This is a genomic window from Enteroscipio rubneri (assembly GCF_963929405.1).
GTDB classification, from domain to species: Bacteria; Actinomycetota; Coriobacteriia; order Coriobacteriales; family Eggerthellaceae; genus Enteroscipio; species Enteroscipio rubneri.
Map to the genome: position 1 here is coordinate 412,740 of NZ_CAWVIN010000003.1, position 13,410 is coordinate 426,149.

The following is a 13,410-nucleotide window of genomic DNA, read 5'->3' on the forward strand; positions in this document are numbered from 1 at the left end:
AACCTCGGCTGCACCGTCTAACTGATCCGCCGCGTTGTTGCGCTGCAACCGTGCCGTCCACCCTCTTCCAGCTTCGCGACCGAGTTTCTTCTATCGCGTTGATCGCCTACTCATCTTGTCATTTTATACGACGCGCAGGCAATTCGGAACAGGATTGCCCTAGGCTCAACAGTTCTTTTTGGCTTCCTCCCACAACGCTTCGCGCTCTTCAGCTGCAAGCTCCTCCACCGAGCGACCGTCGACCTGCGCAGCGCTCTCCATGTAGGCCCAGCGTCGACGGAACTTGCCGCAGGTCGCGCGCAGCGCGCTCTCCGCGTCGACGCCCATGCGCCTGCCCACGTTCACGAGCGAGAACAGCACGTCTCCCAGCTCTTCTTCCACAGCGGCCACAGCGGCCTCTTGGATGTCGGCTCGGGCGGTTTCGTATGCGGCGTTTGCGTCGACCTTGCCGTTACCCGCCTTCGGCGCAGCCGCGTAGGCCTCGCGCAGTTCGCCAATCTCCTCGCGCACCTTGTCCCAGACGTCGTCGAGCGAGTCCCACTCGAACCCCGCCGAAGCGGCCTTGCGCGATATCTTTTGCGCCTGCATAAGCGCGGGAAAGCTCGTCGGCACGCCGTCGAGCAGGCCTTCCAACGATGACTGAAAGGATACGGACATGACGGAGCCTTCGGAAGCCGGTAGGGCGGAAGCCCCCTCTTGAGCCGATGCCCCGTCCGCGCCCGATTCGCCATACTCGCCGGCAGAGCCCGTGGAGGCTGCAGAGCGCTCGGCCAGCTTTACCCGGTCCCACAAATCGAGTACCTCGGAAGCGTTCGCGGCTTGCGCCTCGCCGAAGACGTGCGGATGGCGGCGCACCATTTTTTCGCTCACCTCAGCGCATACGTCGTCGATGTCGAACTCGTCCGAATCTGCAGCTATCTGGCTTTGCAGCACCACCTGTAGAAGCACGTCGCCCAATTCCTCGCGCACATGCGCCGTATCGCCGCGCTCGATGGCGTCGACAGCCTCGTAGGCCTCCTCGATCATGTTGTGCGCGATGCTTGCGTGCGTCTGTTCGCGGTCCCATGGACAGCCGTCGGGCGCGCGCAGGGCTGCGATGATGGCGACGAACCGGTCGAACGAAGGATGGTCGACGGGATCGATGGAGGGCATGGCGGGCTTCCTTTCTTCAGGTGATTGACAGCAGTATACCCCCGTGCGGGCAGCGTGGTATGCTGCACGACAAGGTGAAAGGACATTGGCATGCTCTCTACCCCCGATACGAACGCCCCAGCCGCGTGCAGATCCGGCGTGCAGCGCTCCGCGTGGTTCGCACGCCTCGCTTTTGCGGCAGTGTTCGTTGTGAACGTGCAGTGCGCGGTGCAGTTCGTGCTGTGGCCCGAGGCGTACACCAGCGGCTTTGAGCTGGCGGGCGTACCGGGCGCTACCGCCGTGCGCGGCCTCGGCATCGCGTTCCTCATGTGGAATGCCACCTACCCCGCCGTCATCGCAAGCCCCGCACGGTTCCGCGCGCTCGGCGTCGTCGTGCTGGCGCAGCAGGCAATTGGCCTCGCCGGCGAGTCGTGGATACGCCTATCCCTGCCCGCCGGGCACGAGGCACTCGCAGCCAGCATCGATCGCTTCGTCGTCTTCGATGCCGCCGGTCTCGCGTTGATGGGGGTTGCGTTCGCGTGGCTTCTGGTTGCCGACCGGCGCGCACGTCACGCCGCCCCTTAGACGGCTCCCGCCACCTATGCACGTGCGGGTTCAACGCGAAGTGTGACGGCCACGTCGCCCTTAGACGGCTCCCGCCACCCTTATGCAGATGGTTTCCGTTTCCCGTATACTGTGAAGTTGTTCGCACAAGAGATCGAGGAGCATCGCATGGTAACGGCCGAACAACCGCAACAGCTATCCGCATCGGCGCTCGCGCAGATCCGCGCGTTCCAGCAGAACGAGGCCACGGAGGCCGAGGTGTACCGTCGCATCGCCCAGCGCACGAAGGACGCGGGCAACCGCGACACCCTTCTGCGCATCGCCGACGAGGAGGCCAAGCACGCCGCCATCTGGCAGCGCTACACCGGCGAGGAGATGCGCCCGCAAGCTGGCAAGGTGCGCCGCTACGCGCTGATCGCGCTCGTGTTCGGCTTCACGTTCGCCGTCAAGCTCATGGAGAAGGGCGAGGCCAAGGCGCAGATCTCCTACGAGGAGCTGGCGCGCGAGGCCCCCGAGGCGCTGGACATCCGCGCCGACGAGGAGGCGCACGAGCAGGCGCTCCTGGCGATGCTCGACGAGGAGCGCCTGTCGTACGTGGGCAGCATGGTGCTGGGCATGAACGACGCCATGGTGGAGATGACGGGCACGCTGGCGGGCCTGACGCTGGCCATGCAGAACACGCGCCTCATCGCGCTGTCAGGCCTGATCACCGGCATAGCCGCCACGTTGTCGATGGCGTCGAGCGAGTACCTTTCGTCTAAGAGCGAGGGCCGTCCGGACGCGCTCAAGTCGGCCACGTACACGGGCATCGCCTACCTGGTGACGGTGGCGCTGCTCATCCTGCCGTATCTGTTGTTCGACGAGGCGCACTACCTGTGGGCCATGGGCACCATGATCGTTATCGTGCTGCTGATCCTGGTGGTGTTCAACTACTACATCTCCGTGGCGCAGGACCTGCCGTTCAAGAAGCGCTTCGGCCAGATGGCCGGCATCAGCTTGGGCGTGGCCGCGCTGTCGTTCGTCATCGGCATCCTGGTGAAGCAGTTCCTGGGCGTGGATATCTAGGAGCGAAACGACGGCACGTAGCTCGGGAGCCGCGTGCCGCAGCAGAGGCGCACCTGACGCGCCTCTGCCATGCGACGGCATAAGTGATGACGCAATTGTCTGAAGGAGCATTCCATGATCGACCCCCGCAAGGCAGCTCTGATCATCATCGATATGCAGCACGGCTTTCTCGACGCCGACTCCGCGCTCTGCGTGGCGGGTGCAGCTGCCACGGTGCCGACCTGCGCCCGCGCGCTCAGCCATGCGCGCGAACTAGGAATGCCCGTGATCCATGCCGTGCGAGCGTACGCCGCCGACGGCTCGGACGTGGAAGCATGTCGACACGAACTATGGCTCACAGGCGGACGACCCGTATCTCGAGCCTGCGACGAAGGCCGCTCGCTTGCCGAACCCGAGGCGCTCAAGCCGCAGCCCGGCGACCGCGTGGTGGTGAAGCCGCGGTTCTCGGCGTTCTTCGGCACGGGGCTCGATGTGATGCTTCGCCGCCTGGGTGTGAGCACGGTGGTGCTCATCGGCACGACCACGCCCAACTGCATCCGCACCACCTGCTACGACGCATTGTCGCTCGATTACAATGTGGCGGTCATCGAGGACTGCACCTCGTCGCGCACGCCGGCCGTGCAGGCGGCAAACATCGAGGACATGGCGCACATCGGCGCGCAGATGCTCACGTGCGACGCGTTCTGCAGGCGCGGCTTGGAAAGCGTGCGCGACGTGGTAGCCGAGGTGGCCGCGGCCGTGCGGGAGGCGCGCCCATGATCGTGGACGTGCAGACGCTTGACGACCCGCAGCTCGACGCATATGCGCGGCTGACCGAGACGCAGCTGCGCAGCCGGCTGGAACCGGAGCGCGGGGTGTTCATCGCTGAGTCGGGCAAGGTGATCGAGCGTGCGCTGGAAGCCGGGATGGAACCATTGTCGCTGCTCATGGAGGCAAAGTGGCTGCCCGCGATGCAACCGATGGTCAACAAGATAGGCGCGCGATGGGGCGACGGCGTGCCTGTGTTCGTAGCCCCGCACGACGAGCTGGCAAAGCTTACCGGGTTCGAGCTAACACGCGGGGCGCTCGGCGCGTTTCGTCGTCCTGCGCTGCCGAGCGTGGCCGACATCGTGCGCGAGGCGCGGCGCATCGCCGTGCTTGAAGACATTACTAACCACACGAACGTCGGAGCCATCTTCCGCTCGGCGGCCGCACTCGGCGTGGAGGCCGTGCTGGTGACGCCGTCTTGCTACGACCCGTTGTATCGCCGCGCCGTGCGCGTTTCGATGGGAACCGTGTTCCAAGTGCCGTGGACGCGCATCGGCGAGGAAACCGGCGCGGGCGCCACCGGTACGGGCGGCTGGGCCGGGGCGGGCGTGCCGTTGCTGCACGAACTGGGCTTCAAGACCGCGGCCTTTGCGCTGACGGACGACTCCGTGCCGCTTGACGACGCGGCGCTCAACGCCGAAGAACGCCTCGCGCTCGTGTTCGGCACCGAAGGCGACGGCCTTGCGCACGACACCATTGCGCGCTGCGACTACACGGTGCGCATCCCCATGGCGGCAGGCGTGGACAGCCTGAACGTTGCCGCCGCCAGCGCTGTCGCTTTCTGGCAGCTGCGATAGGAACGGGAGGCGTCGATTTTGCATAACACCTTCCGCCCTCCTCCTCGGGATAGCAGGCGGTTCGACGACATCAGGCGGCGTCCAGCAAAAGCTCGCGAACGCCTTCCATCCCCTGGAGCCGGATGTTAAACGGCATCCTGAAACCGGATGTCGGACGGCATCTCGAGGCAGGCTGCGATGGGCAGGGCATGACAGAGATTCCTTCGCCCCCCTTTGAAAACCGCACACTTCGAAACGCTACAGCGAGTCGTCGGAGACGTGGCCCGTGTGGTTTACGCTCTTGGCCAGCGGGTTCTCCTTGAGGGTGAGCATGAGGAGAAAGCCCACCACCAGCAGGGGCACCACGTACAGGAAGATGGGCACGAGCGCGTCGGAGTAGGCCGTGGTGATGATGTCGCGCACGGGGCCGCTGAGGTGATCGATGAACTGGGGCGTGATGCGGTTCATGCTGATGTTGTCCACACGCGGCAGCTGCGCAGCCAGATCGGCGGCGAGGCGCGACGTGAACAGCGCGCCCACGAGCGACGCGCCCAGCGTGGAGCCGATCTGCCGGAAGAAGTTGTTGGCCGCAGTGGCCGTGCCCACGATGGCATGCGGGAACTCGTTTTGCACGATGAGCACGAGGATCTGCTGCCCCAGCCCTATGCCGAAGCCCAGGATGAACAGGAACACGCCCGTCATCAGCAGCGACGTGTCGGGCGTCAGGCGCGACAGCAGCACGAAGCCCACCGCCGCCACGGCGCACGACGCGATGGGCATCCACTTGTAGCGCCCGGTCTTCGTGGCCAAAAAGCCCGTGCCCACAGCCGTGAGCAGCACGCCCGCCATCATGGGGAACGTCATGAGCCCGGCCTGTTCGGGCGCGAGGCCGTCCACGATCTGGAAGTACGTGGGCAGGTACGACACCGTGCCCATCATGCCCAGCATGATGAACATGCCCGTGATGGTGCACACCACGAAGTTGCGGTTCTTGAACAGCAGCATCGGGATGATGGGCTCCTTCGCCCGCCGCTCCACCAGCACGAACGCCACGGCTGCAACCACGAACAGCGCGAACAAGCCGATGATCTGCCACGACAACCAGGGATACAGCGTGCCGCCCCATGCGGTGGCCAGCACGAGCGACGATACCGAAACGGCCATGGCCATCATGCCGCCCACGTCCACCGGCGGGCGATCGTCGCGGCGCTCGGGGTTCGTGAGGAAGAACGCCACGGCGCCGATGGCCAGAAGCGCGAGCGGGATGTTGAAAGCGAACAGCCAGCGCCAGCCCGTCACCTGCACGAACCAGCCGCCCAGAAGCGGCCCCACCACGGTGGACACGGCGAACACCGATCCCATGACGCCCATGTACTTGCCGCGCTGCCGGGGCGGAATGATGTCGGCGATGGTGGCCTGCGCCAAGATGATGAGGCCGCCGCCCCCGAGCCCTTCCACGGCGCGACCCGCGATGAGGCCGTCCATGCTGGGCGCGAGCCCGCAGGTGGCCGAGCCCACGATGAACACCGAAAGCGCCACGATGAACAGGTACTTGCGGCCGAACAGGTCGCCCAGCTTGCCGTAGATGGGCATCATGATGGTGGACGCCAGGATGTAGGCCGTGGTCACCCACTGCATGTGATCGACGCCGCCCAGGTCGCCCACGATGGTGGGCAACGCCGTGGCCGTCACGGTCTCCGACAGCGTGGACACGAACATGGCCAGCAGCAGGCCCGCGAACACGGCCGCCACGCCGCGCTTGCGCGCGGGCTTGGGTTCGGCGGCGGGCACGTCGCCTTGGCGTGCTGAGGCGGCGGCCAGCTCGCTGGCGCGTTCGGCGGCGGCCTGCTCGGCGGCGGATGGATCGTCGGCTCGCTTGGCGGACTGAGCGCCGGACCGACCTGCAGGTTGATCGGCAAGCGGGTCGGCGGACTGCCGCACGGAGGCTTGCTCAGCGGATGGATCGGGGGCAGCACCCTTTGCGCGCGGATTGGCAGCCAACCCGCTTGCCGCTGTCTCCGGTTCTGCCGCCTCGCGCACCCGCGCTTCGTCTGCCGCTGTTGTACCCGTTCGGTCCACGCCTTCCATACCTGCTCCTTCGCCGTCGCATACCTGTAGCAAGTATCGATGAAGCGGCTAAGAAGATGATGGAGCGCAGCCCGCCGGAAAACGCACCGTGGCGGTTTTGAGGACGGAAGGACACGTGCGAAACTCGAACACAAGAACCCGCATGCTTTCGCTTGACTTTTCAATCTGTACTCTATATAGTTACAGTTATGAAATGTACACAAAGCTAGTACATTGAGCGATCGGCACGGGCAACGATAAGGAGGCGCAATGGACAGGCGCATGAAAAGCGAGACCCGAACAGGTATGACGGTTTTTACGTGCGCAGCGATAGCGGCGCTCGCGCTGACGGGAGCACTCGCGCTATCTGCCTGCTCGAACGCGCCGGCGGATTCCAAGGAGACGACGATGGAAGAAACGGGAGCCGGAAGCGCCGCCTCGCAGGCTGCAACGTCCAACGGCACGGCAGGAGCTTACCGAGCAATCACGGCAGGCGAGGCACAGGATATGATGGCCGGCGGCGACGTTACCATCGTGGATGTCCGCACACCGCAGGAATACACCGAGGGTCATATCCCAGGAGCCATCAATATACCGCTTGATCGCATCGGGACCGAGCAGCCAGCTGAACTCGCCGACCCCGGCGCGGAGCTTATCGTGTACTGCCGCACCGGCGTGCGCAGCAAGCAAGCATCGGACAAGCTGGTCGATCTCGGCTATGAGCACGTCAACGATATGGGCGGCATCGTCGACTGGACCGGCGACGTCGTTACCGGAGACCAACCGAACTAGCCTTGCGACGTTACCGGCGAACGCCTGGACGAGTCCGGCGACGTTGTTGCCGGCGACCAGCAGAACGAGCCCGGCATCGCCTCGAATACGAGCGCAGGACATCGAGCGAGCGAGCATCCGGCTTCGCGCCATCAGCAGCACAGACGGAAAGGATCATCATGGATCGATACGACGCGGCCATCATCGGCTTTGGAAAAGGCGGGAAAACCCTGGCGGCAGCGCTTGCGAAGAGCGGGCAGCGCGTTGCCCTCGTCGAACAGTCGCCAGAACGCTACGGCGGCACCTGCATCAACGTCGCCTGCATCCCCACGAAAACGCTCGTGCACGCCGCCGCCCTCTCGCAGGCGCGCGGCGGCTCGTTCGACGAGCGGGCAGAGCGCTACGCGGCGGCCATCGACGAGAAGAACCGCGTGACAGGCATGCTGCGCGAAAAGAACCGACGTAAGCTGGCCGACGATCCACAGGTGGACCTCATCGACGGCCGGGCGGCTTTCGTGAGCGCAACGCTTCTGGCCGTGCACCCCACCGCGTCCTCCGCCGACGATGATTGCGCGAACGGCTCGAATGAACCGCTCCTCATAGAGGCGAACCGCGTGTTCGTCAATACGGGAGCGCGCGCATTCGTTCCCCCCATCCCTGGCGTCGATGGGCCGCGCGTACATACCAGCGACACGCTGCTGAACGTGCGCGAGCTGCCGAAGCGCCTCGTCATCATTGGCGGCGGCTACATCGGTCTTGAGTTCGCCTCGATGTTCGCCAACTTCGGATCGACGGTGAGCGTGGTGCAGAACGAGGAAACGTTCCTCCCGCGCGAGGATGGCGACATTGCCGCAGCGGTGCTTGCCAGCTTGGAGGACCGAGGCGTGCGCGTCGTGCGCGCAGCCGCCATCGAGCGGATCGACGAGGGCGCTGGCGAGGCAACCGTCGTTATCGCGACCAAAGGCGAACGCGAGCAGTTGGCCGCCGACGCGGTTCTCGTCGCCACCGGGCGCCGCCCCAACGTCGAAGGCCTCGATGTTGAAGCGGCCGGCATCGAGCTCACTGACCGCGGGGCCGTGCGCACCGATGAGCGGCTGCGCACGAACGTCGAAGGGGTCTCCGCGATGGGCGATGTGGCGGGCGGACTGCAATTCACCTACATCTCGCTCGACGACAGCCGCATCGTGCTGGACGATATACTGGGGTCGGGCGAGCGCACCACCGAGAACCGCGGTGCCGTACCGTACAGCGTGTTCCTCGATCCACCGTTCTCCCGCGTAGGAATGACGGAGCAGGAAGCCCGCAGCGCAGGCTATGCGGTGCAGACGGCCCTACTCCCAGCGGCGGCCATTCCGAAGGCCCAGGTTCTGGGCAAGCCGGTTGGCCTGCTGAAAGCCGTCATCGATGCCGAGACCAATCTGGTGCTGGGCGTGCATCTGTTCTGCGAAGAATCGCACGAGATGATCAACCTGGCGAAGCTCGCCATCGATGCCGACCTCCCCTACCAGCGCCTGCGCGACGCCATCTACACCCATCCGACAATGAGCGAGGCATTCAACGACTTGTTCGCGGCAGTCGGCTAGGCAGCATCCCGGCATGCAGCGCGGCCCTGGCATATGCCAGGGCCGCGCTGCATTCTATCTTCGTTCGAGCTCCTACTTCGCAATGAGCACCGGTATCTTCGAGGCGTGCAGCACTTTATGGCTGACGCTTCCCATGTACTCTTTGAGGCCGCTCAGCCCCCTGTTGCCAACGATAAGAAGGTCGTAGGAACGCTGATCGACCAGTTTCACGATCTCCGTTGCCGGGTTCGCTCCCGTGAGCAGCAGCGAATCCACCCTTCCATGCAGGTCCTCCCCCATCTTCTCCTGCGCCTGGGCAACCATATCCTCGCCATCCTCGATCATCATGTCGAGAATTTCCTTGAAGTTCGCCATCTGCGCCTCATCAAGCAGCGGAATGGGGATGACGTAGACGATGTCGACATGCGCATGAGGATTGACGCGAGCCAGGTCGGCCGCGATCGCAAGCGCTCGATCGCCGCCCTCGGATTCGTCGTAGGCGACGAGCAGTTTGTCCATGGCCATGTGCGGTCTCCCTTCGGTCAGACGGCGCGTGCCGCCATGCGTGCACCTCCAGTATAAAGCTTTCTTTCCAGATCAGCTATACACAACACGCCAACAGCTTCGGCGCGATTGAGCGAACAGCATGAGACGGCCGCGGCCGGCGCCGGCCTCCCTCTGCGCCCGCAGGCACCTGCCTCCCCTGCAGCCGGCGCCCGCCTCCCTCTGCGCCCGCGGAGGCCCGCCTCCCCCTACTGCGGCGCGGGGATCCGCGAGCGCGAAGGCCCATGCGTGCGCATGGAACCCGCGAGAGTCGAACCCGGCGCCGCATGCCACGCGTCGGCGAGGCGGGGTGCGCGAAACGCTTCGCTGACGACTGCGCAACCGCTTCTGCGCGGACTCGAACCACGGCCGAAGAGGGCGTGCAGCTGGCCTACCATACAGAACCTGAGCCGGCGCGGAGGGCGCGCTTGGCGTACGTGCAGCACAGAGCATGCGCGAAGCCGCAAAGCGGCGCTCTGACGGAAAGGATCTTCCATGGAACACTTCGATGCAGCCATCATCGGATTCGGCACGGCGGGCCGCGCACTGGGCGCCGCGCTTTCAGACGCGGGGCACACGGTTGCCGTCGTGGAGCAATCGGACACGATGTACGGAGGAGCATGCGTGAACGTCGCCTGCATCCCCACAAAAGCGCTCGTGCATGCAGCGCGCGTATCGGCAGAGACCAGCGAGCTCGTCAGCCACCAGGAGGAGCGCTACGCAGCCGCCATCGACGATATGAACCGTATCCGCACCGCGGCCCGCGAGCGCAACTACCACTCCCTCGCCGACCGGGAAAACGTGCGGGTCGTCAACGGAACGGCCTCGTTCGTCGACCAGAACCGCCTGCGGGTGGCCGCGCAGGAAGACGCGTTCGAGCTCGAAGCGGACCGCATGTTCATCGACTCGGGCTCGTTGCCTCGAAAGCCCGATATCCCTGGCATCAACAGCCCGCGCGTGTACACGAGCGACGAGCTCATCGACGTGCGCGTGCTCCCTCGTCAGCTCATCGTCATCGGCGGCGGCTATGTGGGCTTGGAATTCGCTTCGATGTACACCGACTTCGGAGCGCAGGTCACGGTTCTCCAGCGCGGGGAGGCCATTCTCGAGGGAGAAGATGCCGAAACGGCGCAGGCCGTCCAGCGCAGCCTTGAGGCGCGCGGCATCAAGATACTCTGCAACGCCGACGTCCAGCGCATCGACGACGAGCACGATCAGGTGCTGGTCATCGCGAAGGTGCAGGGCGAAGAGAAGCGGCTTCCCGCCCATGCCGTTCTGGCAGCCATCGGGCGCGTGCCCAACACGGACGGCCTCGATCTTAAGGCGGCGGGTATTCGCCTGGACAAGCATGGCGGCGTTGCAGTTGACGAGCACCTGCGCACGAGCGCTGCGAACGTATGGGCCATGGGCGACGTGACAGGCGGCGCGCAGTTCACCTACCTCGCGTACGACGACTTTCGCATTGTGGCATCCGACGTGCTCGGCGATGGCGAGCGCACAACCGAAAACCGCGGATCCATACCGCACTGCACGTTCGTGCATCCCCCGTTCGCGCGCATCGGCGTCACTGCCGAGGAGGCGCGCGCTGCAGGTTTCACGACGCGCGTGTTCACCTTGCCAGCCACGAGCATATCGCAAGCATCCATCCTCCAGGACGAGACAGGCCTCATGAAAGCCGTGGTGGACGCGAACTCAGATCTCGTGCTGGGCATGGACCTGTTCTGCGAGGACGCCCAAGAGCTGGTCAACCTCGTCAAGATCGTCATGGACGCGCGCATTCCCGCCTCCGTGCTGCGCACGGCCATCTTCTCGCATCCTTCCATGACCGAGGCGTTCAACAACCTGTTCTCCGGCAGTCCCGTGCAAAACTGACCACGTGCACGCAAGCGCACAGCGGGGGTCGCATGTCGACCCCCTTCAACTTTATTTTACATTATTGACATGGGGTTTTTCCAAGCAGAGTATGGGTGTGTCCCAACCGCCCAGACACCCGAACGCAACTGCACAGGCGCTGTCGCGCGCAGCCGGGTTCCTGCGCGCCCAGACAAGAAAGGAAGACTCGCGATGACAATCGAAGCTTACTGCATGAAGTGCAAGGAAAAGCAGCACATGCAGAACCCCGTGCAGGGCACTACGAAGAACGGCAAACCTATCACGAAAGGCACCTGCCCGGTGTGCGGCAGCACGATCTGCCGCATCGGCGCCGCGAAGTAGCGCGCCCGGCGCTTCGCCGACGGAGCGCTTTCGAAGAACACACGAGAGCAACGAGCCGCGCGCCTGGGGAAGGGCGGTGCGGCTCGTTCGACGAGGAGGAACGACCATGGAAGCACCATCTATGAAGAAGTATGCGGCCGAGTGCCTTGGCACGTTCGTGCTGACGCTGTTCGGTTGCGGCAGCGCAGCCATCGCCGGAGCCGTGCTGGGCACGCTGGGCATCGCGATGGCGTTCGGTTTGTCCATTATCGCCATGGCATTCGTCATCGGCAACGTTTCGGGCTGCCACATCAATCCGGCCGTGTCGCTAGGGCTGTTCCTCGACAAGCGCCTGAGCGCTCGAGACCTCATCGGCTATTGGATAGCCCAGTTCATCGGCGGCATCGTCGCAGCTGCGGTGCTGGCGCTCATCATAAGCATGTGCGATCTAGGCGGCGTGCTGGTCACCGGCCTTGGCTGCGACGGCTACGAAGCCGCATCGGCCGTGGGCATCACCGTGGTGGGCGCGGTGATCGTTGAGATTATTCTCACCTGCATATTCGTGCTATCCGTGCTGGGCTCGACGGCCGACGAGCGCACGGCGCCCTTCGCGGGCATCATCATCGGCCTCACCCTCACGTTCGTGCACATCATGGGCATCCCGCTGACGGGGACGTCTGTGAACCCGGCGCGCAGCTTCGGACCTGCGCTCTTGATGGCATTGAACGGCGACATGACTGCGCTTTCGCAGGTATGGGTGTTCATCGTGTGCCCGCTTGTGGGCGCCGCCTGCGCCGCGGGCATCTGGGCGGCGTTCAAGAAGAAGAGCAAGGCCGCGTCCGCCGCGTAGGGCCTCTACGCCTAACCCGGCTCAGGCATCGCGCCCGCCACCTACCTGCATCGGCCCTTTACCGCGGCTGATGACCAGGAAGGCTCCGAGAAGAACCTGGTAGAGCCTCGTCAGCATGGGAGAGATTCGCTTCTCCATGCTGACGAGGCATACCGGTACCAGCATCGTATCGTCAGGCGCAAGGGGAATGATCGCCGTGTCGAGATGCATTTTGGCCATGACCTCGATGCCCGTCGTGAGGATGATGCCATCGCGGTTGAACATATGGTCGGTTATGTTCTCAAGATCCACGGAGGCGAATGCCAATCTGGGCGAGCGCTCGCGATACAGGGAAGCGATCGTGCGATTAGAATCGCTGAACCATGTGGGGTCCGCCACGATATAGGGTTCGAGGTCGGCGAGAGAGACGGTATGCTGCTTGGCGAGCGGATGGCTTTTCCTCATCATCGCCGCAGGCGCCAACATCCCAACGGTCTCGCATCGCACATCCGGATGCCGGTAGGAACCCAGAGTAATGAGGGCGTCGAGGGCTCCGCCGCGCAGATTCGCGAAGCCGCGCTCGCCCATGGCGAGCTCCATCGATGTTCTGCATCCCATCTGGCTTTCGACGAGTTGCGCAACGCTCTCGCGCAACTGCTCGTTGCCGTTAAACGGAGGCGTGTTCAAACCGAGGCACAGGCTTTCGCCCGCCTCGCGGCTCCGATACGTCTGCGAGAACACCTCGAGTTCGTCGAAACACGTGATCGCATCGAGAGCCCTCTGGTAGAACGCCATGCCGTATTCCGTGGGCTTCACGCCGCGGCAGCCACGCTCTAGCAGATCACCCCCAAGCTCGGTCTCAAGATTGGCGATGGCCTTCGAGATAGCCTGCACCGTCACGTACAGGTCTTTGGCCGCAGCCGACAGGCTTCCCTTGTCGACCGCCCCGACGAAGTACTTCACTTGTTTTATGTTCAAAACAGGTCCCCTTCGAAGAAGAATGCTCGATGACCGCCGCCCCTCGAGCGACTCTCGCTGTCAGATTCTATCGCTCATGCTCATTGATCGACGGGGGGCCGTTCTTATTCAACTTCTTTTTTAA

General features: G+C 64.3%; 13 protein-coding genes. 9 read left to right on the plus strand and 4 right to left on the minus strand.

Features of this window, described 5'->3' with window-relative positions; translation table 11 throughout:
- Positions 1 to 165: 165 nt before the first annotated feature.
- Complete coding sequence (gene mazG, locus ABGT83_RS09000) at positions 166 to 1,152, minus strand: nucleoside triphosphate pyrophosphohydrolase (protein WP_103264690.1); 987 nt, start codon at positions 1,150 to 1,152, stop codon at positions 166 to 168.
- A gap of 90 nt (positions 1,153 to 1,242) precedes the next feature.
- On the opposite strand from mazG, the gene ABGT83_RS09005 reads away from it, so the two are divergent.
- From ABGT83_RS09005 to ABGT83_RS09020, 4 genes are all read left to right on the plus strand, one after another.
- A complete protein-coding gene (locus tag ABGT83_RS09005) occupies positions 1,243 to 1,716 on the plus strand; it encodes a hypothetical protein (RefSeq protein ID WP_346687125.1) in 474 nt (157 codons plus the stop codon).
- Between the two features lie 147 nt (positions 1,717 to 1,863).
- A complete protein-coding gene (locus tag ABGT83_RS09010; RefSeq protein WP_103264688.1) occupies positions 1,864 to 2,760 on the plus strand; it encodes a VIT1/CCC1 transporter family protein in 897 nt (298 codons plus the stop codon).
- A gap of 114 nt (positions 2,761 to 2,874) precedes the next feature.
- Complete coding sequence (locus ABGT83_RS09015; RefSeq protein ID WP_346687127.1) at positions 2,875 to 3,519, plus strand: cysteine hydrolase family protein; 645 nt, start codon at positions 2,875 to 2,877, stop codon at positions 3,517 to 3,519.
- A complete protein-coding gene (locus tag ABGT83_RS09020; RefSeq protein ID WP_103264686.1) occupies positions 3,516 to 4,364 on the plus strand; it encodes a TrmH family RNA methyltransferase in 849 nt (282 codons plus the stop codon). The genes ABGT83_RS09015 and ABGT83_RS09020 overlap by 4 nt, the downstream gene beginning before the upstream one ends.
- Before the next feature lie 237 nt (positions 4,365 to 4,601).
- On the opposite strand, the gene ABGT83_RS09025 is transcribed toward ABGT83_RS09020, so the two are convergent.
- Positions 4,602 to 6,431 carry an MDR family MFS transporter gene (locus tag ABGT83_RS09025; RefSeq protein ID WP_346687128.1) on the minus strand — a complete coding sequence of 610 codons (1,830 nt, stop codon included), beginning with the start codon at positions 6,429 to 6,431 and terminating at the stop codon, positions 4,602 to 4,604.
- 249 nt (positions 6,432 to 6,680) lie between these two features.
- Between ABGT83_RS09025 and ABGT83_RS09030 the strand changes: the two genes are divergently transcribed.
- Positions 6,681 to 7,202, plus strand: a complete 522-nt coding sequence (locus ABGT83_RS09030; protein ID WP_204600459.1) for a rhodanese-like domain-containing protein — start codon at positions 6,681 to 6,683, stop codon at positions 7,200 to 7,202.
- A 158-nt stretch (positions 7,203 to 7,360) separates the two neighbouring features.
- A complete protein-coding gene (locus ABGT83_RS09035; RefSeq protein WP_103264684.1) occupies positions 7,361 to 8,764 on the plus strand; it encodes an FAD-dependent oxidoreductase in 1,404 nt (467 codons plus the stop codon).
- 72 nt (positions 8,765 to 8,836) lie between these two features.
- Here ABGT83_RS09035 and ABGT83_RS09040 read toward each other — a convergent pair whose 3' ends face one another.
- The gene (locus ABGT83_RS09040; RefSeq protein ID WP_103264683.1) at positions 8,837 to 9,268 is read right to left on the minus strand and encodes a universal stress protein; all 432 of its coding nucleotides are present in this window, start codon (positions 9,266 to 9,268) and stop codon (positions 8,837 to 8,839) included.
- Positions 9,269 to 9,781: 513 nt separating this feature from the next.
- Between ABGT83_RS09040 and ABGT83_RS09045 the strand changes: the two genes are divergently transcribed.
- The 3 genes from ABGT83_RS09045 (at position 9,782) to ABGT83_RS09055 (ending at position 12,329) form a co-directional block, all read left to right on the plus strand.
- Positions 9,782 to 11,158 carry an FAD-dependent oxidoreductase gene (locus tag ABGT83_RS09045; RefSeq protein ID WP_346687130.1) on the plus strand — a complete coding sequence of 459 codons (1,377 nt, stop codon included), beginning with the start codon at positions 9,782 to 9,784 and terminating at the stop codon, positions 11,156 to 11,158.
- Positions 11,159 to 11,350: 192 nt separating this feature from the next.
- Complete coding sequence (locus ABGT83_RS09050; protein WP_170042437.1) at positions 11,351 to 11,500, plus strand: DUF5679 domain-containing protein; 150 nt, start codon at positions 11,351 to 11,353, stop codon at positions 11,498 to 11,500.
- Between the two features lie 106 nt (positions 11,501 to 11,606).
- A complete protein-coding gene (locus tag ABGT83_RS09055; RefSeq protein WP_346687132.1) occupies positions 11,607 to 12,329 on the plus strand; it encodes an aquaporin in 723 nt (240 codons plus the stop codon).
- A gap of 21 nt (positions 12,330 to 12,350) precedes the next feature.
- Here the strand turns inward: ABGT83_RS09055 and ABGT83_RS09060 are convergent, their stop codons facing one another.
- A complete protein-coding gene (locus tag ABGT83_RS09060; RefSeq protein WP_346687134.1) occupies positions 12,351 to 13,286 on the minus strand; it encodes a LysR family transcriptional regulator in 936 nt (311 codons plus the stop codon).
- Positions 13,287 to 13,410: the final 124 nt, after the last annotated feature.

Bases quoted from the DNA above. Each gene is read 5' to 3' on its own strand.
- ABGT83_RS09045 (WP_346687130.1), top strand. From the start codon at position 9,782: ATGGAACACTTCGATGCAGCCATCATCGGATTCGGCACGGCGGGCCGC.
- ABGT83_RS09005 (WP_346687125.1), top strand. From the start codon at position 1,243: ATGCTCTCTACCCCCGATACGAACGCCCCAGCCGCGTGCAGATCCGGC.
- ABGT83_RS09015 (WP_346687127.1), top strand. From the start codon at position 2,875: ATGATCGACCCCCGCAAGGCAGCTCTGATCATCATCGATATGCAGCAC.
- ABGT83_RS09040 (WP_103264683.1), bottom strand. From the start codon at position 9,268: ATGGCCATGGACAAACTGCTCGTCGCCTACGACGAATCCGAGGGCGGC.
- ABGT83_RS09020 (WP_103264686.1), top strand. From the start codon at position 3,516: ATGATCGTGGACGTGCAGACGCTTGACGACCCGCAGCTCGACGCATAT.
- ABGT83_RS09055 (WP_346687132.1), top strand. From the start codon at position 11,607: ATGGAAGCACCATCTATGAAGAAGTATGCGGCCGAGTGCCTTGGCACG.
- mazG (WP_103264690.1), bottom strand. From the start codon at position 1,152: ATGCCCTCCATCGATCCCGTCGACCATCCTTCGTTCGACCGGTTCGTC.
- ABGT83_RS09025 (WP_346687128.1), bottom strand. From the start codon at position 6,431: ATGGAAGGCGTGGACCGAACGGGTACAACAGCGGCAGACGAAGCGCGG.
- ABGT83_RS09010 (WP_103264688.1), top strand. From the start codon at position 1,864: ATGGTAACGGCCGAACAACCGCAACAGCTATCCGCATCGGCGCTCGCG.
- ABGT83_RS09030 (WP_204600459.1), top strand. From the start codon at position 6,681: ATGGACAGGCGCATGAAAAGCGAGACCCGAACAGGTATGACGGTTTTT.
- ABGT83_RS09050 (WP_170042437.1), top strand. From the start codon at position 11,351: ATGACAATCGAAGCTTACTGCATGAAGTGCAAGGAAAAGCAGCACATG.
- ABGT83_RS09035 (WP_103264684.1), top strand. From the start codon at position 7,361: ATGGATCGATACGACGCGGCCATCATCGGCTTTGGAAAAGGCGGGAAA.